The sequence below is a fragment of the Paenibacillus sp. FSL M7-0656 genome (assembly GCF_038003225.1).
GTDB lineage: Bacteria > Bacillota > Bacilli > Paenibacillales > Paenibacillaceae > Paenibacillus > Paenibacillus amylolyticus.
On record NZ_JBBOOT010000001.1, the window covers coordinates 5,208,882 to 5,235,285 of the forward strand.

Genomic DNA, 26,404 nt, shown 5'->3' on the forward strand with positions numbered 1-26,404 from the left:
AAGATAAGGTATCATATAAATATAAAAGATAGTGATAGTTATATTTATCCATTCACCTGATATAATAGACCTACAAATGTTTGGGAGGAAAGATGATGTATACCAATACGATGAATGCCATAGTTCAAGAAGTCATCAGACTTCTTAACCATCAGAGAAATCTGTTGAAAGATATGTTAAACGAGGAAGAATTGTTGAAGGATGGACAGAGCCAAGAGCGTTCTGTGGATGTGGTGCTGGCAGAACAATGGATAGAAACGCTTGAAGATGAAATAACCAAGGTAGGCGGGCTGGAGATGACGCTGGCTGTAGTAGGCACGATGAAAGCCGGCAAATCAACCACAATCAATGCAATTGTGGGACGGGAAGTGTTGCCAAATAGAAATCGTCCTATGACAACACTCCCCACCATCATTCGCCATAAAGTTGGCCAGACTACTCCGACCATCACGCTGCCTAAATTAGGGCCGTTTAATCATGCCCTTAGTACTTTGCGTGGAGCAATGGAGCGTTTACCCGAAGATGAAGTGAATCAGCTTTCATTTGCATCTACGGAAGATGGCAAAAGCTTGATACAAGAAATTTTGACAGGGGATTTAAAGGAGCTTGGACCTAGTTATTCGGGCGCAGAAGGAATTTATTTATTCTTGAAAGTTCTTAATGATATTTCCCGTCTGTGTAATGAAGAGAAATTAAATGTAACCTCTCCGATCATAGAGTATTCATCGATTACGGAATTCCCGGTCATCGAAGTGGAATTTCACCACCTGAAGGGCAAGGAACAACAATTGCAAGGAAGTCTCGCCTTAATTGATACTCCGGGACCTAATGAGGCAGGGCAGGGGCATCTGAAAAAAATTCTCCAAGAACAACTGCAGAAGGCTTCGGCGGTATTGTCTGTTCTTGATTATACTCAATTGAATTCTGAAGCTGATGCGGCAGTCAGACAAGAGATTGATTACATATCCAGTTTTTCCAAAGATCGATTGTATGTGCTGGTCAATAAATTCGACCAAAAGGATCGCAACTCCATGGATGCTTCTGAAGTGCAACGGTATGTAGGCAAAGAACTGTTTGAAGAAGAAATCCCATCTAATCGGATTTTCCCTGTTTCAAGTCAATTTGGTTATTTGGCAAACTATGCGCTACATGAACTTGATTCAACTGGAATTTTGCCGACTCCGGAAGAAGCCAAGTGGGTAGAGGATTTTGGACAGCGTGCTCTTGGAATTGATTGGGAGGAAGATATAGAGGATGCTGACTTGGCAAGAAGAGGGGCGCAAAAGTTATGGAAAAAAAGTAATTTTTCCGAGCCTCTGGAACAGGTGATTTCAGAGTCATACAGCAAGGCGGCATTCGTTTCCCTTTCATCCGCGGTGGACAAAATGCTTCATTATGACAATGAGGTGATCGACTACTTGAAGATGCGCAGCGGCAGCGTTGCGATTGGCATAAACGAACTGAAGAAGCTGATCGTAGAGCTTGAGCAAGATATTGAACGAATTGCTCAGGCGAGTCAGAGAGCTGACGATCTGTCCTCAAAAACGTTGGGGAAACTAACTTCCATGACCAATGATCTTTTTAGTGATGGTGAACGTACGATAAAACACGTTATTGAACAATTATTCGATCATGGGAAGCGTTTAGAAGACGCACGCAACCAGGCTGAGACAGAAGGGAGACGCAAAAAGAGGGGAACGGGTATTTCTGTGTTCGATACGCTTAAGTCTATTCTCAATGCGCCTAGTCAAGATTTCATTACTTTAGAAACAAACGGTCCCAATGTGTTTTCCAGCAAAGAAGAGGCAGAAGACTTTATTACGAAAATCAATAAAGTACTCGAAAAGGATATGGGAGTCATTTCAACGGAGATCCAGTCTCGTGTGACCCAAATTATCCACTCCCTAGAGCGTGACATAAATAAGGAAGTACAAATTAATGTTTCCAACATTTTGGAGCACGCCGCAGATATTTTAAATGAATTCTTTGATTTAAATCTATCTTTTGAAAATCATAAAATAAAACCGATCAAAGTAGATTTTAATCAGCTTAGCAGTAAATTTACGGAAGAGAAGACTGTGGAAAAAACCAGAACAAGATATGAGAGAAAATGGTATACACTTTGGTTAAAAGAGCATGCAGTCTCTTACAAAGTCAGCGAGCAAGAATATCACGTGGATACTAGAGAAATAGGCAAGCAAGCTGTGAAAGAATTAAAAAAAGCCCATCAGCAACTTCACAACGATTTGAATGCATACGTAACTAAAGAATTAGGCGGTAACGTAAAATCGTACTTTGATGGACTTAAGCAATATCTGGACAAATACCGTGGGAATATTTTAGATGGCCTTACTGACAAGCAAGCGGATGAGAAAGTGTTGGGAAAGTTATTAGCGGCTATGAAACAGTATCTTTCAGTAGCCGAGAATCACATTGAAGATGTTACTCCCGTGCATTTGGAGTTGAAGCAGATAAATAATCTTGCCAAGGAGGTTGTACAAGCATGACGACTGTCACGGATAACGATCAACGGGAATTGGAAGACCTCCTGGAGAAAATACCCGTGCTTCATGATAAACATATCGTCGATTTAGTGAACGGCCTGGAAGTGGCCAAAGATCATATACGGGTACGAGAGAGTTCCAACAACAGTTTCTTTCAAAGGATGGTTGATTCGTTCTCTGGAAAATCGGCATTACGGCAACAACGGATCGACCAGAACCTGTCGACAGGTCTGGAATCTGCCGTGGTGTGGCTTGAGCATCTTCAAGCCCAGCAGATCCGCAGCGATCGTGCGCTTGCTCATGTGACTTATAAACTTACTGAAACCAGGGCGGGAGTGCAAAAATTGGCTCTACGGCACCTGGAACTGCGGGAAGAGGTTAGCCTCATCTGCGAAAGAATGGGCGAATTGGAAGAGAAATTTCTGGGACAAATGAAAGAGGTCAATCTGCGTTTGGATTCTATCGATATGAGACAAAGTGCTATGGCGCAAATGCATAAGGAGTTTGATCGATGGGAGAGTGGCAGCTATGCTGGATTTTCTCCTCTCTCTCAGCTCACGATCGTGCTGGAAAGCCTAAGCTGGGGTGCCTTTGGAAAATATGATGAGCATAACTCGGAATTCAGGGAACAATTATTCGATAAATGCGTTATTACGCTAAAGCGGCTTGAGGGAGTTCCCCCGAGATTGATTCCGACGAACGAATGGTTGTCCGCCATGAGCCAAGATCGGGCAATAGCTAAAGAATCGCTGGTTTATATGCTTAGTTCGAGCAAGCATAATCATAGGAAAGTGGCTCTGAATACAGCAATAAATGACACGCTTAACCTTCAACCGGGGGAGCATACAGGAAAAAATATTGAGACGATTATACAAAGTCGGGATCTGCCTTATGTTTTTAATGGAAGAACACTAAGCAAGAGGTTATACAAGGAATCTTGTGTAAGGCTGGAGAGTGAGGGGTTTTATGTCTCGGGTTTTTGATCGGTTTGGGTTAGTTTTCTCAGGTGGTGGAGCCAGAGGAGCGTACGAGGTTGGGGTAGCAAAATATCTTGCAGAGCATAATTATGAGCCTAGTGCATATTCAGGTGCCAGCATCGGCGCTCTCAATGCTGTGCTGCTTGGGACGGCGCCGACGTTTCGGGAGGGAATCACCCGATTGGAACAGATATGGAGATCGATACAGCAAGATGAGATTGTCAAGTTGGACCCTGGAGCTTTTGCATTGGTTATGCTTCACGCACTTGGAGCAAGGGTACTGCATTCCCACCCGCAGTTGGCTATTTTGGGTTCGTTGTACCAGTTGGCAAAGGATAACATTACATTCCTAGGCAATATTTCTGATGTCAGCAACAAGATGCAGAACAATTCAATGTATGCTTCTTTGCAAAAGGGATTGTTGGATGACGGATTTTTGAGAAAACTATTAAACGATGAGTTGGAGCTCGATAAAATGACTTATCGAGTTCCCATTTGGATATCTGCATACCGCAGTAGAGGGACTACTAATGATATACTTGCTTATTTGTTATCATCATCAGGAATTAAGGATAATCCGGAATCGGATTATTTTGAGTTTGCAAAGATTCCTAGCGAGGAGAGATTGCAAGTTATTCTGGCTAGTGCGGCCATTCCGGTTGTATACGGCAGTCACATTGTGAAAGGAAAGCACTATGTAGACGGAGGAGTTGGAGGGCAGCGCACAGCCAGAGGAAATACCCCGTTGGCTCCGTTAGTGCAAAATGGATTCAAGCAGTGTATCGTTGTAAATCTATCGGATGGATCTATGTTTAATCGTCATGAATTACCGGATGCGAATGTCATTGAAATCAGGCCTAAGAAATCTCTCCACCCGAAGGGGATCGCTTCTAGCCTTCTTGATTTTAGAGAAGAACGTATTGAAGAATTAATGGCATTAGGGTATGAAGATGCAAAAAGATGCATTTCCAACTCCGTTGCAGCAATGGAACTGGTAGGTGAGAGCAGGAGAAGTGAGGACATGCGAGAAGAGGCGATCAAGGTTCTGGATAGTGACGGTTTTGAAGAAGTAATTGGGAAATTATAGATTTACTTTATGAGCGTTGAATCGTACTAAGGGGTCTCTAACTGCATTACTGATGTCTAATAAAGACTCACATTAGAAATGACGAGATGAGGTGCCGTCAGCTCTAATGTGGATGTGCTCAAGGCGTAATGCGATTTCTGGCTACCTGAGTTGAATTAAACTTGATTCAACTCAGGTAGCAGACTTTCCTCGGATCCTCGATACTCGGCAGGGGAAGTGCCCATGCGGGATCGGAATACCCGATGAAAATAGGAATAGCTTGCAAAACCGCAGGATTCGGCAATATGCTCCAGTGTCATTTCACTGTATTTCATACGTTCCAGTGCTGCATTCAGACGGATCTCAATCGCGTATTGAATCATGGTCTGGTTGTAGTGCTCCTTGAATAAACGGACTGCACGCGACAGGCTGAGTCCGGCATAACGTGCGGCTTCTTCAAGTTTAAAGGTAACCGTGGCATGCTCCTCAATAAAGCGTTTTAACTTTAGCGCAGAGGAAACTGCCCGATCCGTCTGAATATTCTCGGTGATTGCCCGGTCGATATATAGACATAATCCGCGTAGTAACGCATCCTTTAGCTCCGCATTTTCCTCAAGAGGTCCACGACGCTTCTCCAGTAGCATATTTCGCCATAGGCTGATCAGCTTATCATCCACTCCAATTCGGCTTACGGTAGCTCGTTGCTGCCGTTTCCACCAGTGATCGATCCAGCTGCCTTCGCAGAATAGATAATAATCTCCACTGGACAAACGTCCTTCCTTATGTGGTTCATCGACCACGAGATGATAGTCGTCGCCAGGCTTCAAGAGTAACAAATCCCCGCTGGTCATCCTGAATTCTTCATCCTGTACATATACTTTGCACGAGCCTTCGGTCTGCAGGCGGAACAGATAAGTTTGCAGCTCGCCCTTCATATTATGAGTGAACGCCTTATAGTGGTATGAGTAGTCACAGATCAGCACAGATGTCTCTAACGTATCCAAAGATGAAATCCCCCAATATGTTCATCCTTTTACATCATAAGTTTAACTTAACATTTACACGAAAACGGAGAGGACAGAAAGAACCTGAAGAAACGAAGTGTTCGCCTTTATCTCCAGATTTTATCCTTTTGAAAAGGAAATCAAGAAAATCTGGGGATAACAGCGATCGGAAGGTTGTTCTGTCATCGGAGTGCCAGTGTAAATATCTTCAGTTGAAATTATCTACATTCAATAGATGCAAAATGATGGAAATAAAATTTGATCAGATAGTTCATGTTCTGACTATATTGTATATGTTCATTCTAGCCTGTTTTGCGTTAGGATGATACCAGATAGAGCAATGAAAGCAAATTTGAGAACAGAGGTGTATCCTACATGAAAAAACTTAATATTGGTTTGCAATTGTTTACACTCCGTGATGAAACTGCAGCAGATTTTCGTGGTACGTTGCGTAAGGTAGCGGCCCTTGGATATGAAGGTGTGGAGTTTGCCGGATATGGCGATATTCCAGCTGAGGAAATGAAAGCGCTACTAGATGAACTTGGACTGAAAGGATTCAGCAGCCACGTTTCACTACATGCGATGCGCGAAGACTTGCAAAAACAAATCGATTATCTGAAAACAATTGGTGCACAATATATCATTTGCCCTTACCTGATGCCAGAAGATCGTCCTGAGAGTGCAGAAGGTTGGACCAAGCTATTCGCTGAGTTACAACAATATGGAGCTGAAGCAGCGAAACAAGGATTGATTTTCGGATACCATAACCATGACTTTGAATTCCACGGCCAGGTTGGCGATGCCAATGCGTTTGATGCCATGTTCGCTCAAACATCACCGGAAGCGGTGAAAGTGGAAATGGACGTATGTTGGGTACAATTTGCGGGACAAAATCCGATCGAGTATATTAAACAATATGCGGGTCGTTTGCCGCTGCTTCATCTGAAGGACTTCAGCAAAGACGAACAGGGCCAGATGAAAACACTGGAACTGGGACAAGGTTCAGTTGACCTGCCAGCTGTTATTGAAGGCGCTACGAATGCAGGCGTGGAGTGGTTGATCGTGGAACAGGATGTCTGTCAGAATCCTCCACTTGAGAGCGTATCCAATAGCTACAACTGGCTGAAGCAGAACTATTTGAACCAATTCTAATGGACCATCGAACCATGAAAAATGCTAATCTATTTGTCAAAGGAGACTTATGTACATGAGTAAAATTAAAGTTGCTGTATTCGGCTGTGGAGCCATTGCCGAGCGCAGACATATCCCAGAGTACGCTGCCAATGAGAACGTAGAGCTTGTCGCTTTTGCCGATCCAATTGTGGAGCGTGCGGAGAAGATGGCCGAGACTTATGGAGGTAAAGCGTACTCCAGTTACGAAGAATTGCTTGCAAACGAAACGGTTGATGCCGTTAGTGTGTGTACACCGAACTATCTGCATGCACCAATGGCGATTGCTGCTGCAAATGCAGGCAAGCATGTATTGGTTGAGAAACCAATGGCAGTATCCACTGAAGAAGGCGAGCAAATGATCGAAGCTGCTAAGAAAAATGGCGTGTATCTGATGGTTGGACACAACCAGCGCCTAATGCCTCCTCACGTGAAAGCGAAAGAAATTCTCGACTCCGGCAGACTGGGAAAAGTCCTGAATTTCCGTACTTCCTTCGGTCACCCGGGTCCGGAAGCATGGAGTGTGGACGGAGCGGAAAGCTGGTTCTTCCGTAAAGAAGAAGCGATTATGGGCGCCATGGGAGACTTGGGCGTGCACAAATCAGACTTCATCCGTTACTTGCTGGATGATGAAGTATCTGAAGTGGCTGGTTTCATCAGCACATTGCACAAAGAAGGCACTAAGGTTGACGACAACGCGACTTGCTTGCTGCGCATGAAGAGTGGAGCGATCGGAACGCTGGTAGCGAGCTGGACGCAATACAGAGCCGGAGACAACAGTACAGTTCTATGGTGCGAGAATGGTGTTATGAAGATCGGAACAGTCGAAGGCGATGAAGTTATTGTTGAGCTGACCAATGGTACAGTTGAGACGTACAAAGTCGGAGCCATGGCTACTAACGAGAAACAAGTGCCGAGTGGCGTAATTGATGCTTTTGTAGAGTCGATTGTGACCCAAACACCTCCAGCGATTTCTGGAGAAGAGGGCTTGCGTTCCCTGCAAGTTATCTTGGCAGCTTTCGAATCCGAGAAGACAGGTCAGATCATTAAGCTGTAATTCAACCGAATGACAGTGCAATTTCTAACATTTTATATGTACTAATCTATGATATAAGGGACTTATCTCAGAGAAGTGTTCTGGGGTAAGTCCTTCTCTATTTCTTCCCAGGCAAGTGTGGGAAAGTGAACAGTGTATATGGTAATTCGTGCAACAAGGTTAAAACATCTGATCGCTTGTGCAGAACAGAAAGAGGCTGACATTTCACGCTATCGCGGAATATCAGCCTCTTGGAGTCATTAAATTGAATGATAGAATGTTTAACTTTCTTTAGATGCCAGCTGGCACATTACTGCCCAGATCCAGCCATGCGATTTCAGCTGGAGTCAGCGTGATACGTGACCCTTCGTCACAGGAGAGCAGTTCTGCCTGATTCTGGGCTCCGATCAGCGCACAGGTTGGGAACGTCTGATTCAATACATAAGCAAGTGCAATCTGGATTGGTGTTGTTTTCTTGGAATTCGCCAATTGTTCAGCCCGGCGCAACCGTTCCCAGTTGCCATCACTATAGAATACACGCACCAGATCTTCGTTATCCCGAACTTCAGGTGTGAATCTTCCAGTGAAGAAACCACGCGCTTGGGAGGACCAGGATAGCAATGGAAGCTTGGTTTGATCATGCCATGCCAGCGTCTCTGCATCTGCTGATACACAGCCTTCCCAGAAAGGTTCGTTTGCTTTGGCGAGACTGAGATTCGGACTGCTGAAGGTAAAGCCCTTCAGGCCATTCGCCGCAGCGTACGCATTGGCTTCCTCCAGGCGCTTCCAGGTCCAGTTGGATGCACCGATGGCTCCGATTTTGCCAGAGTTAATATGCTCGTTCAGTGCTTCAAGAATAACACTAACAGGAGTATTTGGATCATCCCGGTGCAAGGCATACATCTCTACGTGATCGGTCTGCAGACGCTCCAGACTTTCCAACAAGTCACTACGGATGGAAGCAGCGTTAACACGTGGTCCATTCTGGTCATGATGCGCGCCTTTGGTGAGAATGACGATCTGGTCGCGGTTACCACGTTCCTTCATATAACGACCAAGGACTTCTTCACTCTGTCCACCACAATAGATATGTGCTGTATCTACAGTGTTACCGCCAATGGATAGAAATGCATCCATATTCGTAGCTGCTTTATCGTAGGCATCATGCACGAAATAATCGGTTCCTTTAATCAATCTGGAGACGGGTTTACCTGCACCAGCAATTTCGATATATTCCATAAGTCATTTCATCCTCTCGATTATAGTGTAATTCGTGTACGTTGTTCCGCTGAACGAAGGCAAGCTTCCAATACTTTCATATTAGCTACCGCATCGGAAGGGGCGAAGCGCAAATCCTTGCCCTGAAGTACAGCACGTGCCATATCATCTCCCTGTAGAGAGTAGTGGTTCACTTGCGGGACTTCAATCTCTCTGCGTTCACCACCAGCCGTTACATAGAAGTTGGAACTGCGGTCCTGTCCGCTGATAAATGCCGAAGGGACTTCAATAATCCCGTCGGATCCCAATACCTCCAGCGTGTTGCGGAAGGCTGCCCACATGCTGCTGTCAAAGGTCACGCCAACGTGATTATCGAATTCCAGCAGTCCGGAAGCCATCATATCGACTTGATCATGCTGTGGGGAGAACATGCCAATAACAGTGGCTGCACTTGGTTCTTGACCAAGTAGCAGACGTGCTACGCTGATGGAATAACATCCGATATCATACAGTGCACCTCCGCCCCAATCCCGCCGAAAGCGGACATTGCCGGATGCATTGGAGTTATTAAATGAAAATGTGCTGTGCATACCACGAATCTCACCAATCTCACCGCTGGCAATGATATCTCGGATCTGCTCATATCTTGGATGATGGCGGTACATGAATGCTTCAGCCAGATGCACACCTGCATCTGCACAAGCTTGAACCATCTCCTGAGCTTCCTGTTCTGTCAGAGCCAGTGGTTTTTCGCACAAAATATGTTTGCCTGCTTCAGCAGCCCGGATCGTCCATTCCCGATGAAGATGATTCGGCAGTGGGATATATACGGCATCGATGGAATCATCAGCGAGCAAAGCTTCATAACTGCCATAAGCCTTGTCGATCCCAAGTTGTTCGGCCGTCTGTTTGGCTTTATCTTCGTCTCGACTGGCAATCGCGGTTACTTCATTTAACTCGGATTGCTGCAGGCCTGGAATGACGGATTCCACAGCAATGCTAGCGCTACCAAGAATGCCCCAACGCAATTTTTGAACTGAATTCATGTGTTGTATCCTCCCGTTTATGAATGTATATTGTGATTATAAAGAATAGACCAATGAATTAAAATGATAATATATTGAGGTTAGTTAACACAATATTGTTGATCAAGGAGAACCGGCTATGATGAGACAAACCGTATTGCTTACCCTGCAGGATATTCCATATTTTTGTTATCCCGAGTCCGTCGGACATTATATGGACCACGTCCAGCATTCCGTGTTGCGTGAGGCTGGCGCACTGAACAACTTTAATATTCACTACGTCGCTTCGGGCAAGGGATATGTGGAAGTGGACGGGGTGGTGCATGAGCTTCGCGCAGGTCAGGCGTTTCTCTATTTCCCGCAGCAGCGGCAGCATTATTATAGTAGTGAAGATGATCCATGGGATGTACGATGGGTTCATTTTTACGGTGAACGTCTGCATGATTATATGATCGAGCGGGGGTTACATCGCAATCTATTGTGGACACTGCGGCAACGCAGCTCTTGGGAAGAGGCTCATCTGGCCTTGCTCACTGAAGCGGAACAGAACACCATGCTGCGTCCAGCTCAGCTATCCACACTGACCTATGCCGTACTTGCCGAGTTCGTGCAGCATGCAGTACCTTTAAAGAGCACACGTACCACAAGTAAGGCGGAGAGTCGGGTTCTTGCACTTCTTCCACAGATGCAGCAAGAGGCCTGTCAACCTTTCCTGTTACAGGATTGGGCGGATCTCGCAGGTGTGAGTTCGTATTACTTTTGCAAAATGTTCAAGAGTGCTGTGGAGATGACGCCCATGGAATTTATCACTCGTTCACGACTACAGATGGCGAAGCAATGGTTACTCGAACGTCCTACGGCCAACATTGGACAAATCGCGGAGGAAGCGGGATATCCCAATGCCAGTTATTTTAACCGACAGTTCATGGCTCATGAGGGGATGACACCTACGGATTACCGCGGATTGTATCATAATTAACCCGTATCCTTTCGATGTTGCCAGCGCTTGAGGTATAGTGGTTTGACACAGAGCTCAATCAAGTCTATTATGGATAAATTAAATCCGTGTATAATGAGGTGCCCTCATGAAATATTCAAAAGCGACAAATTATGCTTTGCATACGATGCTTCATCTTGTAAGCACTGCCCCCGAACAGCTGGTTAGTGTACACCAACTTGCAGAATTGCAGAAGGTATCACCAACCTATCTGTCCAAAATATTGACCAAATTGGTTAAGGCGGGCATGATCGAATCAACTTCTGGCGCCAATGGTGGTTACCGGCTTAGTCGTAAAAATCCAGATCCTTCTTTCCTGGAGATCATTCATGCGATTGAAGGTCAAGCGTCCCTGTTCGAATGTTCCCAGAATCATAACGCAGGCTGTTTGATCCAGCAGGTGATGGTGCAGGCGGAAGAAGAGATGGAAAGTTTTTTGAACAATAAGAAAATGTCGGAACTGGCTTCCCAGATGAAGGGTGCACATTCCCTGTAACTTGCACTAGAAGTGATCTTTCCCCAACCTCGTGAGAGGTAAGGAAAGATTTTTTTGTATCGTTGTACCTAATAGAAGGCGAATGGTACAATAAGGAAGGTATAGTATGCATACATACATGATCCTAATCTTACATCACATTTTACATCTCTGGAGGGACAACACATGAGCCAATCAACGATCACAGGACTGGAACAATTGCTCGCGCTTGAAAACATTCGGAACACCAAGGCACGTTATTGCCGCTATATTGATACGAAGCAATGGGATACTTTGGGCGATGTGTTTGCTCCGGATGCAGTGGCCGATTTCAGTACAGAGGGCAACCCAATTCCGGTATTAACAGGCCGTGATACGATCGTACAAGTATTCCGTGATCTGGTGGATGTTGCCGTAACCGTGCATCATGTTCATAGCGCCGAAGTTGAATTTGTATCTGAGAACGAAGCAAAGGTCATCTCCCCAATGGAAGATTGGGTTACGTTCCCGGAGGGCAATGAGAACAAATCCTTCCACGGATTTGGGCACTACCACGAAACTTTTGTCAAAATCGACGGCCAGTGGTACATCAAACATACAAGTCTGCAACGTCTTCGTTTGGACCTGTTTGAATAGTAGATAAATTATTAGAGAAGAAAAAATTATTACTAATAGAAGCCCTAAGGAGCACGATGATGCGTCCTTGGGGTTGTTTTGTATTTTGCTTCTGTGTGAAAGGTCAGTGGAATGAATACAAAGGGCGACGAGCCCTAGAAGGCACGCTCCCAGACGGGCTCTCGACCAATTGGGCTTCGTAGTTCGTCATCTTCCACTGGGAAATGTCCTATGTATGGAATTAAGTTATTTAAGTGGAAGCTTACGCTTTTTCGTTATATGATTCACGTTATAAATGTTAACAAGTTTTAATTCGAATTTTCGAGGGTGATATTTATAAAAATTTTCATTGAAGTAATAGACCACACAGAAGAAGAGGAGATCCGCATCAGGTGTCACCAAGTAGACGAAAAAATACATGAGCTCGTTAATAAAGTAAAAACCGAAACGCTCATGATACTTGGCTATCATGAAGATAAGATTAGCCGCATCAAAATTAGTGATATTTATTATTTTGAAGCTGTTGACGGAAAAGTGTTTGCGTATTGTAAGAACACCGTTCATGAGGTCAAACAAAAGCTTTATGAACTGGAGGAACTTTGCCAAGAGAAACATTGTTTTCGGGCCTCCAAATCCACCATTCTAAATATAGCTAAGATTTCCAGTGTTCATCCGTCCATCAGTGGCCGTTTTCAAGCAATATTGGATAATGGGGAGAAGGTAGTCATATCACGGCAGTATGTGCCAACGCTTAAACACATACTTGGATTATAAAAGGGGACCTATATGAAGTATTCCGAGCTCATAAAAGAAATGATTAGAGATTTCTTAATTATATTCGCTTCTATAATGATAATCATCGCTATTTTACGGCAAATCTATGCTCCTGATGCAAGTTTCGAATTACAGACTATTTTTACAATTATGGCTTTCTCTTTTCTGGGTACTTTGACCGGAATTATTTTATATACGCCGCATGCGATTAGCGAGAATAAAATGCGCATCCGAGTGATTTTACATTTCTTTTTTCTGGAAGCCCTATTAATTTCTCTGGCTGTCATATTGAATCTTGTAAACGGTACTTTCAGTATACTATTATTGGCTTTGCAAATTGCCACAGTATACGCTATCCTTCGCCTACTAACGTATAAGAATGACAAAAAGGAAGCTGAAAAGATCAATGAAAGACTACAAACATTTAAAAATAAGGTTTAGAAGATATACACAAACTGCTCCTAAATAAAGTCGTATTTGTAGCGTAAGTACACTTCATTGCGTTGTTTTTACAACTTATTGGCTCTCAACTACAGCTTATCGTTTATGCGTATACACCTGCTCTGCCATTTATTATGATGAACTCATAAAAAGTTGGAGGAGGAGTAGAGAAGCCTTATGGAGATTTTAATACTTGTCGTTACTTTGGTCTCTGAGCTGGCAATTGCGGTTTATTCCATTGCAACCAAGCAAAGCCGCAGCAAGATAAAGAGTTGGACGAGAATCGCAATGTTTATAGGATTCATGATGCTAAGCTTGGGGAAGGTTGTCGTATGGGAGTACACTTGGGGGCTGTTTGCATGCTTGCTCTTTATATTAGCGTTCAAGGAAATAGTTGCACTTCTGCGCAAACAAACAAACCCAGCACGTTACAAAGCGTTCTCTACGATATGGAAGTCCCTTCTGTTAACACTGACCGTAGTTGTTACCCTTGTTCCTGTTTTACTTTTTCCACAGTTTAGGTTGCCGCGAGTGACAGGTCCGTATGTAGTGACTACTGCCACATACAGCTATATGGACAAGAATCGAATCGAAGAATTTACGGATCAGAAAGACAAGCGGTCTGTTAACGTGGAATTTTGGTATCCTGAACAGGCAGACGTAACCTATCCTTTGCTTGTGTTCTCCCATGGAGCATTCGGTATTAAAGCAAGCAACACTTCTACCTTTACAGAACTTGCGAGCCATGGTTATTTCGTCGTTTCGATTGACCATCCCTATCATTCATTTTATACCGTTTCCGAGGATGGAAAAGTCGTGACGATTAATCCCGAATACATGCAAGAAGTCAACAATGCAAATAAAGATGGGGTTTATTCACTTGGTGAGTTTTACGAGCTTACTCAAAAATGGATGAAATTGAGAACGGATGATATGAGTTTTGTCATGGATACGATTCTGGAACAAGCCGAGCAAAAGAAAGATTCTGTATATGGACGCATCGATACACAGAAAATAGGTGTCTTCGGTCATTCTATGGGGGGTGCAGCAAGCGTGGCACTGAGCAGAGAACGCGATGACATTAACGCCGTAGTAAATATAGATGCTCCGTTCTTTAGCGAGCTTGTGTATGATAAAGTTACGAACGAAATAAATGCAAAATCCGAAGCTTTCACCATCCCGCTTCTAAACGTTTATTCGGATGATGTGTGGATACAGCTCTACAGCAGTCCTCCGTATATCGCGAATCGTATTTCGAATGAAAATTTTAAAGATGCATACAACGTTCATTTTAAAGGCGCAAAACATTTAAGTTTAACCGATCTACCTTTATTCTCGCCTATATTGGCAGACCTGTTGCATGTAGGCAGAAAAGCAAATATAGATAAATATTACGCGATTGAAACTCAAAATGAACTCATCCTTCGTTTTTTTGACTATGCTCTAAAGAATCAAGGTCAGTTTGCTCCAAAAGCGACGTATTGAGTACTAGTTCAATAAAAGACAAGAAGGAAGCCGGTCAGATTGATTAGCAGAGCTGTTGTCAACTAGAGGAGTGACAATACGGATCGTTGCAGAAATGCTGACGATCCTTTTTGATATACATTGAAAAACCAGGTCTGGACCGTCGTGGCCCTTACCTGGTTTCTTGTGTTTGATAGCGATATAACAGGTTAGGATGAAATTCTAGATCTGATGACTTGTTTTCGTGACTTTCCGTGACTGCATTCTCAGATACACCTGAGAGAAAATAACGGATGCCAGTGCGACCACAGTCATGCCCCAGAAAATATTGGTGTACGCTGAGGATAGTGGCATGTTTTGCATCGCCGTTAATGCTACGCCGGTAACAGCAACACTGAAAGCACCGCTGAAGAACTGACTAAGTTGGAACAGCCCCATACCTGCGCCCACCTGATCCATGGTCAGATTGCCAGACAATTCATTGGATACGCTGGTGGTCAGGGATGAGAAACCAACGCTGAGCAGGACATACACGGCCATGATGGCGTAGATGTTATTGTCTGCAAATAAGGCGAATAGTCCGGCAGCTGCCAGTAGTAGCCATGGTGCAAACTTCAGCAGCAACGTATTGCCATGTCGGTCAATCATGCGGCCGATCCGGTTGGACAGCAGCATGGACACGACTGCACCCGGGAAGATGACGAGTCCCGATTGAGCAGGTGTCAGTCCATATAGATGCGCCAAAATTTGAGGTAACAGGAACAACGTTGAGAAGTTATTAATGTACGATACAATCCCCAGCGAGCTGAGCATCATATATTTTTTGTCTTTAAACAAAGCAGGTTGAACAAACGGATCTGCCGCGCGCCGAATTCGGAGCCAGAACAGAAGCAGTGCCGCAGCACCGATAACAAGTGTGTACCACTGACGGGAAGTCAGGAATAATAGCACACCCGTAGTACCGATGGCAAGAAGCACAGCACCCAGCAGGTCAAATGAACCCTTTTGCGGTGTTTCCCGAGGAAGCAGTTTGAAGAATACAGGAATCAAGAATAACGTTAATCCCGTAACGATAAACAGATCATGCCATCCCAGAAACTGTGTAATACTTCCGCCAATGACGGGACCAAGTCCAAGCCCAAGTGAACTGGCGGACATGATGACAGCCATCGATTTACCCCGGCGATCATGTGGAATGTACCGGGTAATCAGCACAATGGCAAGCCCCGGAACCGATGCAGCACCCGCAGCCTGGATCAGACGTGCAATGAGCAAAATGATGAAATGATTACTGAAGAACCCGAGAACCGATGCCGCACCAAGTAACGTAAGCCCGGTCGTGAATAATGTACGAATAGGTATGAAATCCGATAGACGTGAGAACGTAATCGAGGAAATGGCAAATACAATGGAATACCCTGTAACAATCCATGAGGAAGCGACGGATGTAAGCATAAATTCGGCTGCAATTTTGGGCAGGGCCAGATTAAACATCATTGTATTCATAACAACGAGTACAACGGTGAAGCCAAGCAAGCTTACGATTAATCCTTCCTGTATTCCGGTCCGTTCCCCTGATGATGCGGTTGCGGTGTTGTTCATAAAAACCTCCTAGAGTGATGTGTATTTCGCAACATTTCAGAAACGGTGTGTAACATTTGCAAAATGTAGTATGATGTCAATCCCGTGCCAAACAGGCAGGGGTTACATAACGAAATCATTAAAGTTCGATTGGTGTCGAACATTAGAAATATATCATGGATCTGTGTTAAAATACAATGGATAGTCTGAAAAAAGGAGACTACAATATGAAGATTTTACATCATCCACAAGTATCAGATATTGAACTTTCCTCCGTATTGTACGCATTAAGCGACCCGACCCGTCTTGGGATTGTTGCCGAAGCAGCGAGAAGCGGGGAGCAGCCGTGCAGTCATTTTCATGCACCTGTTGTGAAGTCAACGATGTCGCATCACATTCGCACTCTGCGGGAAGCCGGAGTTATTCGGGTCAGAGTGCAGGGCACACAGCATTTTCTCACCCTGCGATCCGATGATTTGGAAATGCGCTTTCCAGGACTCCTGCAACCGTTATTGCAGGCCGCAGCTCAGTCGAGCACAGGTCTTTCCTAAATGTTGTCCTTTCTTCAGGTTGAAGAGGGGACATTTTTATTTTCTGAAATACCTCTAATACTGCTGCGACATTCTGTGTCGTACCATGCCCTATATAATAACGGTGAACACACAAACCATATCGAAAAGAGGTTCACAACCATTGGCAAAAACTAAAAGAGGACGCGTTTTGTGGAGTCTTCCTTCCAGGGGCCGGGGAACATGCCCGGTGTGTAGCAGTACCCGAATTAAATTGTTGTATACGCAAACAAAAACAGACGGTACAAGTCTGAAAGTATGCAAGAAATGCTCCAAAGCCGTGCAATCCAGAGTGGATAAGGCACATGTATAACATAACTGGCCTGTTCTTCGGAACGGGCCATGTCTTTTGATATAATCGAATATATTAGGAATGGATGAGATGGGGGCGGGAAGATGAGTAACATGCATCGGATTCACTGGTTTGACGAACAGATTCGGGGTGGACGTTTTCCGAATAGCAGCTGGCTTGCCCGTGAATTTGAAATCTCCCGTCGTCAGGCTCAGCGTGATATTGAATATATGGCAAGTTCCTTGCGAGCCCCTTTGGTGTATATGGCAAAATATCGGGGCTATTGTTATGAGGATCAGACTTTTCGATTGCCCCATTTGTATATGACCGAAGAAGAGCAGCGTGTGCTGAAATATCTGGCGCATCGTTACCGGCATTACGATTATGATCAATCGGACGCGGTGAAACGTGTAGCACATTTGCTGGAGCGTTTTACGTTGGAGGAACAACAGATGGGAAGTAGTGAGCTCCCAGTATTTTCGGCGCAACCGAAGCAACTGCAATTCTTTGAATTGTTGTCCCACGCCATAACTGACTTGCGCAGAGTACATATTCATTACAGGGATCACGATGGAGAACGACAGTTTTCCTTGTGTCCATTAAAGATGATATCCCAGTTTAACGCCGATTACGTGGTGGGTTATGAAGCAGACCCTGTACAGCAAGTGGCCATTCGTTTGGAGGGCATTGTTCATGTATCGATCTTGGATGAGAGATTTGAGTACAGGTCAGATACCCTCTTAGGTGGATGGGAAGAACCACTGCCTGTGCGTAAACCGTTTGTAGCTGAGGTTCGCTTGAAGGAATTGCAGCAAATGGACCTATGGCAAGGGTATCGTATCCAGGCTAGGCACGATCAGATTTATTCAATTGAATTTTATGACACGGATGCTTTCTTACAGCATTTGTTTGTTAGCGAATGGGAGGAACTTTTGTCTCCTGGGTGGCTTAGACGCAAGCTTCAGCAAAGCGCAGAAGGATTAATTGACAGGCTCGCGATAAAACGTAAGCAAAACGTGGAATAAAGCAGCATAGAGAGGAGAAGATCCGTCCTTGGCTGAGAATATTTTAGATAACCTCATCATGAAGCGGGAGTCCAAATCGTACGTGGATAGTCTGCATGCGATACTCACCCATACAGGCCAGTTTCAAGGTTCCAAGGTTGTACTTGCCGGATATACGGGCATGGCTTTCAAGCTATCGGTGCATCGCAGACTACTTCCCATGTCGGTTACAGCATATGGACAATGGGGGGAAGCACATCGTCCTGGAGTCGATAACCTGGGGATATTCACGATCTGGGATGGGGGACGTACACGTCATTCCACGTTCAGTTATTATCAGCAGGATGCAGTGAATTGGGTGAGACGGAGTATTGATGAAGGCACTGGTGTAGTTTACTGGATTCCTGAGTTTGGTGTTATTCATGGATATGATGACAGTGACCGCATCTTTTATGTGCAAGACGGATGGAGCAAGGACCCGCAGATTTTGTTGTATGACAATTTCGGCTTAAACTTTACCGGATTTTGGTATTGTCAGGTGTTTGGTGATCAGGTCCGCATCCCTGAACAGCAGATGCTGCTGGAATCCCTGCGACTGGCGATTGAGGATTGGGATATTCCCTATCGTCTGTTACCTGATCAGAATATTACTTCAGGTAGAAAGGCATATGATGTGTGGGTGGAGGCCCTGCGGAGTGGGGATTTCGATGAAACCGGTGCAGGTTATATTTTGGAATCCTTCTGCCATTCGCGAACCGAAATAAGGATGTATTTGCAGGGTGTTCGAGGGATATGGAACGAACTGGATCAGGCTTGTGCATGTTATGAACAGCTTGGGACGTTAATTGACCAAATGAAAGGATATATGGTTCAGCAGGAGAATAGACATGTCTTGCGACCAGACACCACAGAAGATTTAGCACAAGTACTCGTGAAGGCGAAAGCACTGGAGGAGCAGGCCATTGATTATTTTCGAGTGATATCCAGGAAGTATCCTGACCGTAAAAGGTCCACTATACCACGGTGGGGAGCACATTCCGCACGATAGGATGAGAGGGGAAGGGAGTGAAGGATGATGGCGACAAAAGTAGTATTGCAGGACTGGATTCAATCCCCGCAAGCTGCGAGTTTTGCTGATGAATATAGATCATGGAGCGGTGTGAGCGCATATACAGATGCGTTGTTTCGCATTTTATTACATAAACAGTGGACGGTTTTCCCACACCACATGATTGCAGGTATGACAGCAAGTGCATTCCGATTAGTGGTGGATCGGCGTCTGACGTCAGAGTCAATCTCCGCATACAATTGGATGGCAGAGAACTTTGTCGCAGCAGACTTCATTGGTGTGACAACGGGACAACATGGTGGATTTTCATTTGAACCGACTTTTCCGCTCTATCAGAAGCAGGCTCTGCTGGATATCAAAGCTTCCATTGACCGGGGCGTAGGTGCGATTCTCTGGCACGATCAATTTGTCATTGTTACTGGATATGATGATGTGGAACGGGTCTTATTCATCTGTGAAAGTCAAGGTGATGAAATCATTCGTCTGCCCTATGATTCGTTTGGTAGGAACAGTACACCCTACTGGTATTATCAGGTTCTGGAAGCCTGTGCACCTATCGATTTATGGGAAGTCTGCAAGGAATCGTTAATCCAGGCCGTGTACAAATGGGAAACCCATGACTATATGCTGCCGCCCCAAGATTACGCCTGTGGAGCGGCTGCGTATGCCGCTATTGCTGCTGCTTTGCAGTCAGGAACATATGACGCAGAACAAGCGGCAACTGTACTTCGCTATTATGCCAAATCAAGATTGGATATTGCCTCTTATGTTGCAGGACTTAAGCATCTGTCCATTCAAATGGACCAGGTCATAGACGAGTATGAGCTACTCGCAAACCTGTACACAATGATCATTGAGGAAATAGACAACTCCATCTCTTGGGATTCGAGAGAACCCGAATGTGTGCAAAGAGTAATTGAGCTTATCCGGAAGGCAGGGGCTACGGAACAACGTGCCATTGATGCCATTAAACATGTCTTTCCAGAGACGATAGGCAATCGTTTTAAGGATGTTGGATTAAGATGAATGGAGCATGATAGAGAAAATTGAAAAACTCAGCAGGAATAAAACCGGACAGGCGCAGCCGATCCGGTTTATTTGTATTGAACATATATGCACATCAACTCATGTGATCCACGCTAATCATAACTTTTACAAGAAAAAATAACCAAAATTTTAATTTTGGGGTAATCCAAATCCCCTCTTGTTCCGAATATTATATTAGATGGTCTTTTTTGGATGATGATATTCAAGGACAACAGGGGGCGGGAGTATGGTACATAATCCGGAAACCATTCAGGAATGTATCGAACATGCACGGCAAAGGCTCTACCAGATTGCAGCTCAATACCCGGAACTATGGCATCCGGAGGTTATTCGCCAATCCATGGTGCTGGATGAGTTAATTAATGAATATAACAATGCAACTCGCGGGAGAACGATCTCGAATCAACTGAAATCATGATCTTTCTGAACAAAGAATTCCAAGAGGGGATTCCGTGTGTTTGCCTTACTCTTTTACCGCCCCGAGCACAATTCCCTTTACGAAGAAACGCTGCAAGAACGGATATACGAGCAGAATCGGCAGAGCGCCAATAAAGATCTGAGCCGCGTTCACCGTACGTTGAGACATGTTCTGGAGCTGCGTTGCATCCACATTCATGTTGGAGAAATCCTGCTGTACAATTATGGTCTGCATTAACGTAGCGAGTGGATATTTGGAAGCATCATTCATATAGATCAGCCCGTCGAACCAGGAATTCCATTGACCTACCATCGTGAATAAAGAGATCGTCGCAATGGCGGGCATGGAAACAGGCAGATAGATTTTGAACAGGGTTGTGATATGGTTGGCTCCATCGATAAATGCGGCTTCTTCCAGCTCTTTTGGCACGTTGCGGAAAAAGTTCATCATGAGAATCAGGTTCCAGACAGCCACCGCTCCCGGCAAAATGAGAGCCCACATCGTATTCATCAATCCAAGCTTCTGGATCAAAATATAGGACGGAATCAATCCCCCGCTGAACAGCATCGTGAAGATGAAAAACCACGCATATAACGAACGTCCTTTAAAGTGCAGACTCTCCTTGGATAACGGATAAGCCGTCAGGAAAACAAGTGTCATACTGAGCAGTGTGCCAAGAACGGTACGTTGGACTGAAATCCAGAGTGCGCTGATAAAGTTACTGTTACCAAATGTTTTGGTATAGGCGTCCACCGTAAAATCAATCGGCCACAGTGTTACCAGATTGGCGGATGCTGCCGCTTTACCACTGAAGGAAACCGCCAGAATATGGACCAGCGGCAGGATGCACAGGATCGAGACGGCCGCGATGAATATCAGGTTGAAACCATTGAATATACGGTACCCGGTTGTTTTGTGATACACCTTGATTCCTCCTCTGCATTTTGCATAATTCGATTTGAATCGCTCGCGTGTACAAGATATAGACGAACTGAACCATTTCGATCTCTATCTTTTTTATTGAAGTCGCTGTCTGGATTTATGCAAAATGCTTCTTAAAAAATACGGTAATTGGCGATTTTGTACGCCATCCGGTACGCAGAGATGACCAGGAACATCGCGACAAATGATTTGAATAGTCCAACAGCGGTTGCAAAGCTCATTTTGCCATTCAGAATTCCCATCCGGTAGACAAAGGTATCGATAATATCGCCTTTCTCATATACCAGTGGATTGTACAGGTTAAAGATCTGGTCAAAACCTGCATTCAGGATGTTGCCCAGCGATAACGTACCTACCACGATAATCATCGGTACGAGTGCAGGCAGGGTAATATGTAATGTCTGTCTAAGCCGTGTTGCCCCATCCACCTCCGAAGCCTCATACAATGCCGGGTTAATACCCGCCAGTGCTGCCAGAAATACAATCGTTCCGAATCCAAACTCCTTCCACACATCACTGACAACCACCGTTACACGGAACCAGTCGCCATCTCCCAGAAAAAAGATCGGTTCAACACCAGCCGCCGCTAACACCTGGTTTACCAGCCCACCTTCCGGTGATAACATATCGAGCAGAATGCCGCCCAGGACAACCCAGGACAGGAAATGGGGCAGATACACCAAGGTCTGTGAGAAACGTTTGAACGTGGAGTTCCGAACCTCATTCAGCAAAATGGCGAACACCACGGGGGCGAGAAGTCCGGCCACGATTTTCATCGTAGCGATCAGCACCGTGTTCCAGATAACCTGAACACTGTCGGGATATTCGAACATGAACCGGAAGTTGTCCCAGCCCACCCATTTGGAGCCAGTGAATCCCAGCCACGGTTTGAAATCTTGAAAAGCAATAATAATGCCGCCCATGGGCACATAGGCGAACAGTAAAGTGAGCAGTACAGCAGGCAACAGCATTAGATGCAGCGGCCATGTGCGTTTGAAATTCCAGCGGGTACGTTTGCGTGGATGGGGTGTCATTTTTCGCACCGGCGTATTGGTTGTTAACGGTTGTTCTATAGCCATCAGGGTCCCTCCTTTATCTCGTCCAGCCCTGAAAGTGAGGCGAATAAGCCTCTGTACAGAGTGGAGCAACTGAATTATAGCAACGGAGAAAGGTCGACTATAGAACAACATTTCAATGCGGATGTTGAAATATTAACTTGTTGAGGAAACAGAGGTCTTCAAGTCACAGGAAAACGGGAGAACAAAAAATCATATAGAATTGTAAGGGCTTTCAATATAAAATAGGACTTCGGTGTAGAACGACTCCAAATTCAGGGACAGGGTGAAACGATGAAATTCACAGTATTTGCGAAGACGGTCATTCTCTTAATCTGCCTGCTCGTACCCATTCTGCTGCTGTATACATACGCGAACCAGGCAAATGTGGACATGGTCGTTGAAGAGAAACAACAGTCGAGTCTGAACCAGTTCAATTATTTCAGTTCGCAGGTGGATAAAAATATCGAGCAGCTCTCGCTGTATGGCCTGACATTGCTGCGAGATCCGAGTATCCTGCATTACCGTTACATGACGGACTCCACCAGCCAATATGAGAAGAACAGTATCTATCTGGATATTCTCGACAAATTATCGTTGTACCAGTCCACCAGCCGCTGGAAGAACGATATTACCATTGTCCTGCCACAAGCGGAACTTGTGTTATCCACCATGTCCAGCCGGACGGTCTACGATGAGAAGATGTTGACGTTCCCGCAACCTGGCCAATGGCAGCTGGAGAAGGGGAGTTTCACCTACTTTTTCACGGATAACTACGAGTGGAATGAAAAACCGATGAATACAGGCGTGCGAACGGTGATGGAGATTAATTTTGACCCGATGAACGTGGTTGCCATGTTGGATGATTTTAAAGAAACGCAGGGAGGAGATCCCTTCTTGCTGGTACCAGGTAACGATCCGTTGCTGAACCGTACGGCGGACCCCGAACTGGTCGAAGCGATCATGCGTGATATGCCTTTTAACGGGCCGGAGAGGGAAGGCAATCATCAATTGGAAGTGGGCGGTAAACAATATCTGGTCAGTTACGTGCACTCCAAACAACTGCAAGCGGTATACGTGAACCCTGTGGTATTGGATGATTTGTTAACCCCGATGGACAAGAGCCGAAATATGTTTATTACCTCCATTCTGTTACTGCTCGTGCTAAGTATTGGGGCTGCACTGCTTTTGTATCGAAAAGTTCAGGTGCCCATCCATCGTTTGATGAGAGGGTTGCAACAGATTCGCAAAGGGCAGCTGTCCACGCGGATTCCTGTCGATCACTCTCGGGATGAATTCGCGTACCTGACCCAGAGTTTCAACCATATGGCAGAGCAGATTCAGGAACTGATCGAGAAGGTATACGAGGAACGTATCCGTTCAAGGGAAGCCACATTGAAACATCTACAGTCACAGATCAATCCGCATTTCCTTTACAACTGCCTGTTTTATATCAAAAATATGACCCAGCTTGGCAACCGGGAAGCGGTTATTGCCATGTCGCTAAGTCTGGGAGACTACTATCGCTACATTACGCGGGGCGAGAATGATATGACGACAGTAGAGGAAGAAATCCGGCTGCTGGACCATTATTTGTCCATTCAACAGATGCGGACCAACCGGCTGACCTACGAGATCGCCGTACCGCAGCAACTGATGTTTCTCCACATTCCGCGACTGCTCATTCAACCCATCGTAGAGAATGCGGTGATCCATGGCATTGAGCCGATGGAGGGCAGTGGGCATGTCGTTGTAACGGGGATGGCGGTACCCGAACATATTGAGGGTCGGACATATACAAGATATAGCCTGTTTGTTGACAATGACGGTGTCACGCTGACAGCGGAAGAGATTGCGGAATTGGAACGGGAGATCAATGAACCGATGGGTGAGGAGATTGGAACAGGCACATGGAATGTGCACCAGCGTCTCGTTACGCGATATGGGCTGTCGTCGGGGCTTCATTTTGGAGCGATTCCCTATGGTGGACTTAGTGTAGAAATTCGATGGTTTGAGGAGGAACAACCGCATGATGAATCTGATGGTCGTGGATGATGAACATTCCGCAGTAGAGTCGATCGCTGTCTCGATACCGTGGAGAGAACACGGGATTGGTCAGGTATTCAAAGCCTATTCAGTCAAAGAAGCCTTGGAACATATGGCATCACATCAGGTCCATATTATTATCACGGATATCCGTATGCCGGGTATGTCCGGTCTGGATCTGGTCAGTCACATCCGCCAAAAGTGGGAACAGACAAAATGTATTATTTTATCGGGGCATGCTTCCTTCGATTATGCGAAGCAGGCGCTCAAACATGGGACAGTCAGTTATCTGCTCAAGCCGGTCCGAGATGAGGAACTGATCGAATCCGTGCAGCAGGCCGCAGTGCAGATTCGCCTGGAGGGTGAGAAACAATTGCTGCATCAGCGGGCCATGTATTCGGTAAGGGAACATCTGCCTGAGAAGCGGGCGGAACTGATGAAGGATGTACTGTTAGGGCATAAATTTGCGGATGCTGAACTCGAAGGCAAGCTGGAGCAATTGGAGATCGGGTTCCGTCCACAGGATAAAATGCAACTGCTGCTCATCCGGTATGATGATCATCAACCTACACATAAAGCGTTTCGACTGATGAAGTATGCCATCTCAAATGTGGTGGAAGAGATTTACGGCAGTACCTATCATCTCTGCCATACGGATGACGCCTATGATGATCTGGTCTTCATGGCCAGTCCCAAACAAACTCAGGCCGAACCGGAAATGCTAATGGGCCGACTTGGAGAGCGGTTGATCCATAGTGTGAGGCAGTATCTGAACGCGACCATTTCCTTGTCCGTTAGTCGTATGGGGCGTTTCCCGGATCAGGTGCCGCAGCTATATCATCAAGCCGTCAGTGCACTTCGCAAGCAGGCTGAGGCAGGAAAAGGATTACATCTGAATGCGTCGGCGGGAACCAATGGGGCCACGTTGAAGTCTCTTGCAGCGCTCTATGAACCGCCGGGTCTGACGACGTTACTGGAAGCCGGGCGCATGGAGGATGCACACCGTAAGATTGATCAGATCTTTGCCGAACTGTCAAACAGTGTGTTCCCGGAACATGTGTATGTGGCTTTTCATTATCTGGCGGCAGCATTCTCCTATATGGCTCATCGGGAAGGAAGGCAGTTAACCGAAGTGCTTGGTGAGCAATACCAGCAGCTGCTCAAGGATGGATATGGTATCTCGCTGCGTAGTCTGGAAACGTGGACCAGATGTGTGATGAAGCAGTGGGCAGAGAGCACAAGCGATGCGGGACAGGATGCCGGATCAACGCTGATTCGGCAGGTACAGCAATGGATTGACCATCATCTTGGCGAGGATTTATCGTTACAAGTCATTGCCGGAGAGGTGCATCTGCACCCGGTATATCTGTCGAAAATGTACAAACAATCCACAGGTGAAGGCATTAGTGATTATATTATCCGTTCCAGAATGGAACGTGCGGTTCATTTGCTCAAGCATACGGCGATGAAGATCTATGAAGTCGGTCAGGAAGTGGGGTACAACAACACGCCTTATTTCATTCAGGTGTTCCGCAAACATTATGGACTGACCCCGCAAGATTTTCGGAACGGTTAACAAATCGATATGAACATTGAAATTGTGATATATGTTTGC

Annotated in this window: 25 protein-coding genes and 1 pseudogene; 20 read left to right on the plus strand and 6 right to left on the minus strand. The window is 45.4% G+C overall.

Translation table 11 applies throughout. The annotated features are described in order from the left end of the window. Window positions 1-95 precede the first annotated feature (95 nt). Genes MHI01_RS22845 through MHI01_RS22855 form a run of 3 tightly spaced genes read left to right on the plus strand, consistent with a single transcriptional unit; the run spans window position 96 to window position 4,568 of the window. The gene (locus MHI01_RS22845; protein WP_340984190.1) at window positions 96-2,507 is read left to right on the plus strand and encodes a dynamin family protein; all 2,412 of its coding nucleotides are present in this window, start codon (window positions 96-98) and stop codon (window positions 2,505-2,507) included. Continuing rightward, entirely contained in the window at window positions 2,504-3,487 is a 984-nt protein-coding gene (locus tag MHI01_RS22850) for a diguanylate cyclase regulator RdcB family protein (protein ID WP_340399526.1), read from the plus strand. Before MHI01_RS22845 ends, MHI01_RS22850 begins: the two co-directional genes overlap by 4 nt. Then, window positions 3,471-4,568: a patatin-like phospholipase family protein gene (locus MHI01_RS22855; RefSeq protein ID WP_340399525.1), complete on the plus strand. Its 1,098-nt coding sequence runs from the start codon at window positions 3,471-3,473 to the stop codon at window positions 4,566-4,568. Before MHI01_RS22850 ends, MHI01_RS22855 begins: the two co-directional genes overlap by 17 nt. Window positions 4,569-4,723: 155 nt before the next feature. On the opposite strand, the gene MHI01_RS22860 is transcribed toward MHI01_RS22855, so the two are convergent. Continuing rightward, a complete protein-coding gene (locus MHI01_RS22860; protein ID WP_340399524.1) occupies window positions 4,724-5,551 on the minus strand; it encodes a helix-turn-helix domain-containing protein in 828 nt (275 codons plus the stop codon). 375 nt (window positions 5,552-5,926) lie between these two features. On the opposite strand from MHI01_RS22860, the gene MHI01_RS22865 reads away from it, so the two are divergent. Further along, window positions 5,927-6,703, plus strand: a complete 777-nt coding sequence (locus MHI01_RS22865; RefSeq protein ID WP_340984191.1) for a sugar phosphate isomerase/epimerase family protein — start codon at window positions 5,927-5,929, stop codon at window positions 6,701-6,703. A gap of 55 nt (window positions 6,704-6,758) precedes the next feature. Beyond that, window positions 6,759-7,778, plus strand: a complete 1,020-nt coding sequence (locus MHI01_RS22870) for a Gfo/Idh/MocA family protein (protein ID WP_169481403.1) — start codon at window positions 6,759-6,761, stop codon at window positions 7,776-7,778. Between the two features lie 270 nt (window positions 7,779-8,048). On the opposite strand, the gene MHI01_RS22875 is transcribed toward MHI01_RS22870, so the two are convergent. Next, the gene (locus MHI01_RS22875; RefSeq protein ID WP_340984192.1) at window positions 8,049-8,996 is read right to left on the minus strand and encodes an aldo/keto reductase; all 948 of its coding nucleotides are present in this window, start codon (window positions 8,994-8,996) and stop codon (window positions 8,049-8,051) included. A gap of 20 nt (window positions 8,997-9,016) precedes the next feature. Beyond that, window positions 9,017-10,021 (minus strand): Gfo/Idh/MocA family protein, encoded by a 1,005-nt coding sequence (locus tag MHI01_RS22880; protein ID WP_340984193.1) that lies wholly within the window; start codon window positions 10,019-10,021, stop codon window positions 9,017-9,019. 118 nt (window positions 10,022-10,139) lie between these two features. On the opposite strand from MHI01_RS22880, the gene MHI01_RS22885 reads away from it, so the two are divergent. The 6 genes from MHI01_RS22885 (at window position 10,140) to MHI01_RS22910 (ending at window position 14,787) form a co-directional block, all read left to right on the plus strand. Beyond that, window positions 10,140-10,979: an AraC family transcriptional regulator gene (locus MHI01_RS22885; RefSeq protein WP_091019159.1), complete on the plus strand. Its 840-nt coding sequence runs from the start codon at window positions 10,140-10,142 to the stop codon at window positions 10,977-10,979. Window positions 10,980-11,085: 106 nt separating this feature from the next. Beyond that, window positions 11,086-11,493: an RrF2 family transcriptional regulator gene (locus MHI01_RS22890; protein ID WP_017692155.1), complete on the plus strand. Its 408-nt coding sequence runs from the start codon at window positions 11,086-11,088 to the stop codon at window positions 11,491-11,493. Window positions 11,494-11,658: 165 nt separating this feature from the next. Then, complete coding sequence (locus MHI01_RS22895) at window positions 11,659-12,108, plus strand: nuclear transport factor 2 family protein (protein WP_100529881.1); 450 nt, start codon at window positions 11,659-11,661, stop codon at window positions 12,106-12,108. Window positions 12,109-12,414: 306 nt separating this feature from the next. Next, window positions 12,415-12,861: a LytTR family DNA-binding domain-containing protein gene (locus MHI01_RS22900; protein WP_207765612.1), complete on the plus strand. Its 447-nt coding sequence runs from the start codon at window positions 12,415-12,417 to the stop codon at window positions 12,859-12,861. Between the two features lie 12 nt (window positions 12,862-12,873). Beyond that, window positions 12,874-13,302, plus strand: coding sequence for a DUF3021 family protein (locus MHI01_RS22905; protein WP_340984197.1), 429 nt, complete (start codon window positions 12,874-12,876; stop codon window positions 13,300-13,302). 177 nt (window positions 13,303-13,479) lie between these two features. After that, entirely contained in the window at window positions 13,480-14,787 is a 1,308-nt protein-coding gene (locus tag MHI01_RS22910; protein ID WP_340984198.1) for an alpha/beta hydrolase family protein, read from the plus strand. 201 nt (window positions 14,788-14,988) lie between these two features. Here the strand turns inward: MHI01_RS22910 and MHI01_RS22915 are convergent, their stop codons facing one another. After that, window positions 14,989-16,368 carry an MFS transporter gene (locus MHI01_RS22915; RefSeq protein WP_047841635.1) on the minus strand — a complete coding sequence of 460 codons (1,380 nt, stop codon included), beginning with the start codon at window positions 16,366-16,368 and terminating at the stop codon, window positions 14,989-14,991. A gap of 206 nt (window positions 16,369-16,574) precedes the next feature. On the opposite strand from MHI01_RS22915, the gene MHI01_RS22920 reads away from it, so the two are divergent. The 6 genes from MHI01_RS22920 (at window position 16,575) to MHI01_RS22945 (ending at window position 20,746) form a co-directional block, all read left to right on the plus strand. Next, window positions 16,575-16,898, plus strand: coding sequence for an ArsR/SmtB family transcription factor (locus MHI01_RS22920; RefSeq protein ID WP_282320173.1), 324 nt, complete (start codon window positions 16,575-16,577; stop codon window positions 16,896-16,898). Between the two features lie 142 nt (window positions 16,899-17,040). Further along, on the plus strand, window positions 17,041-17,229 hold the full coding sequence (locus MHI01_RS22925) for a hypothetical protein (RefSeq protein ID WP_076253532.1): 189 nt from the start codon (window positions 17,041-17,043) through the stop codon (window positions 17,227-17,229). An 83-nt stretch (window positions 17,230-17,312) separates the two neighbouring features. Next, entirely contained in the window at window positions 17,313-18,233 is a 921-nt protein-coding gene (locus MHI01_RS22930) for a helix-turn-helix transcriptional regulator (RefSeq protein WP_076319697.1), read from the plus strand. A 28-nt stretch (window positions 18,234-18,261) separates the two neighbouring features. Further along, window positions 18,262-19,260, plus strand: coding sequence for a hypothetical protein (locus MHI01_RS22935; RefSeq protein WP_340984199.1), 999 nt, complete (start codon window positions 18,262-18,264; stop codon window positions 19,258-19,260). A gap of 27 nt (window positions 19,261-19,287) precedes the next feature. Continuing rightward, on the plus strand, window positions 19,288-20,307 hold the full coding sequence (locus MHI01_RS22940; RefSeq protein ID WP_340984200.1) for a hypothetical protein: 1,020 nt from the start codon (window positions 19,288-19,290) through the stop codon (window positions 20,305-20,307). 247 nt (window positions 20,308-20,554) lie between these two features. After that, window positions 20,555-20,746 carry an aspartyl-phosphate phosphatase Spo0E family protein gene (locus MHI01_RS22945; protein WP_036606805.1) on the plus strand — a complete coding sequence of 64 codons (192 nt, stop codon included), beginning with the start codon at window positions 20,555-20,557 and terminating at the stop codon, window positions 20,744-20,746. A gap of 45 nt (window positions 20,747-20,791) precedes the next feature. Here MHI01_RS22945 and MHI01_RS22950 read toward each other — a convergent pair whose 3' ends face one another. Together MHI01_RS22950 and MHI01_RS22955 are read right to left on the minus strand one after the other, a co-directional pair. Continuing rightward, on the minus strand, window positions 20,792-21,670 hold the full coding sequence (locus MHI01_RS22950) for a carbohydrate ABC transporter permease (RefSeq protein ID WP_036606808.1): 879 nt from the start codon (window positions 21,668-21,670) through the stop codon (window positions 20,792-20,794). Between the two features lie 131 nt (window positions 21,671-21,801). Next, window positions 21,802-22,722, minus strand: a complete 921-nt coding sequence (locus MHI01_RS22955) for an ABC transporter permease (RefSeq protein ID WP_340984894.1) — start codon at window positions 22,720-22,722, stop codon at window positions 21,802-21,804. Between the two features lie 315 nt (window positions 22,723-23,037). Here MHI01_RS22955 and MHI01_RS22960 point away from each other — a divergent pair, with 315 nt between their 5' ends. From MHI01_RS22960 to MHI01_RS31015, 3 genes and pseudogenes are all read left to right on the plus strand, one after another. Beyond that, entirely contained in the window at window positions 23,038-24,798 is a 1,761-nt protein-coding gene (locus MHI01_RS22960) for a sensor histidine kinase (protein WP_340984201.1), read from the plus strand. Continuing rightward, window positions 24,785-25,060 (plus strand): annotated as a pseudogene (locus MHI01_RS31010) (response regulator); the annotation flags it as partial. The gene MHI01_RS22960 and the pseudogene MHI01_RS31010, both read left to right, overlap by 14 nt. A gap of 945 nt (window positions 25,061-26,005) precedes the next feature. Then, entirely contained in the window at window positions 26,006-26,365 is a 360-nt protein-coding gene (locus MHI01_RS31015; RefSeq protein WP_445744931.1) for a helix-turn-helix transcriptional regulator, read from the plus strand. Window positions 26,366-26,404: the final 39 nt, after the last annotated feature.

Excerpts from the sequence above, each read along its gene's own strand:
- MHI01_RS22845 (WP_340984190.1), top strand. The coding sequence starts at position 96 with ATGTATACCAATACGATGAATGCCATAGTTCAAGAAGTCATCAGACTT.
- MHI01_RS22850 (WP_340399526.1), top strand. The coding sequence starts at position 2,504 with ATGACGACTGTCACGGATAACGATCAACGGGAATTGGAAGACCTCCTG.
- MHI01_RS22855 (WP_340399525.1), top strand. The coding sequence starts at position 3,471 with ATGTCTCGGGTTTTTGATCGGTTTGGGTTAGTTTTCTCAGGTGGTGGA.
- MHI01_RS22865 (WP_340984191.1), top strand. The coding sequence starts at position 5,927 with ATGAAAAAACTTAATATTGGTTTGCAATTGTTTACACTCCGTGATGAA.
- MHI01_RS22870 (WP_169481403.1), top strand. The coding sequence starts at position 6,759 with ATGAGTAAAATTAAAGTTGCTGTATTCGGCTGTGGAGCCATTGCCGAG.
- MHI01_RS22875 (WP_340984192.1), bottom strand. The coding sequence starts at position 8,996 with ATGGAATATATCGAAATTGCTGGTGCAGGTAAACCCGTCTCCAGATTG.
- MHI01_RS22880 (WP_340984193.1), bottom strand. The coding sequence starts at position 10,021 with ATGAATTCAGTTCAAAAATTGCGTTGGGGCATTCTTGGTAGCGCTAGC.
- MHI01_RS22885 (WP_091019159.1), top strand. The coding sequence starts at position 10,140 with ATGATGAGACAAACCGTATTGCTTACCCTGCAGGATATTCCATATTTT.
- MHI01_RS22890 (WP_017692155.1), top strand. The coding sequence starts at position 11,086 with ATGAAATATTCAAAAGCGACAAATTATGCTTTGCATACGATGCTTCAT.
- MHI01_RS22895 (WP_100529881.1), top strand. The coding sequence starts at position 11,659 with ATGAGCCAATCAACGATCACAGGACTGGAACAATTGCTCGCGCTTGAA.
- MHI01_RS22905 (WP_340984197.1), top strand. The coding sequence starts at position 12,874 with ATGAAGTATTCCGAGCTCATAAAAGAAATGATTAGAGATTTCTTAATT.
- MHI01_RS22910 (WP_340984198.1), top strand. The coding sequence starts at position 13,480 with ATGGAGATTTTAATACTTGTCGTTACTTTGGTCTCTGAGCTGGCAATT.
- MHI01_RS22915 (WP_047841635.1), bottom strand. The coding sequence starts at position 16,368 with ATGAACAACACCGCAACCGCATCATCAGGGGAACGGACCGGAATACAG.
- MHI01_RS22920 (WP_282320173.1), top strand. The coding sequence starts at position 16,575 with ATGAAGATTTTACATCATCCACAAGTATCAGATATTGAACTTTCCTCC.
- MHI01_RS22930 (WP_076319697.1), top strand. The coding sequence starts at position 17,313 with ATGAGTAACATGCATCGGATTCACTGGTTTGACGAACAGATTCGGGGT.
- MHI01_RS22940 (WP_340984200.1), top strand. The coding sequence starts at position 19,288 with ATGGCGACAAAAGTAGTATTGCAGGACTGGATTCAATCCCCGCAAGCT.
- MHI01_RS22945 (WP_036606805.1), top strand. The coding sequence starts at position 20,555 with ATGGTACATAATCCGGAAACCATTCAGGAATGTATCGAACATGCACGG.
- MHI01_RS22955 (WP_340984894.1), bottom strand. The coding sequence starts at position 22,722 with ATGACACCCCATCCACGCAAACGTACCCGCTGGAATTTCAAACGCACA.
- MHI01_RS22960 (WP_340984201.1), top strand. The coding sequence starts at position 23,038 with ATGAAATTCACAGTATTTGCGAAGACGGTCATTCTCTTAATCTGCCTG.
- MHI01_RS31015 (WP_445744931.1), top strand. The coding sequence starts at position 26,006 with ATGAAGCAGTGGGCAGAGAGCACAAGCGATGCGGGACAGGATGCCGGA.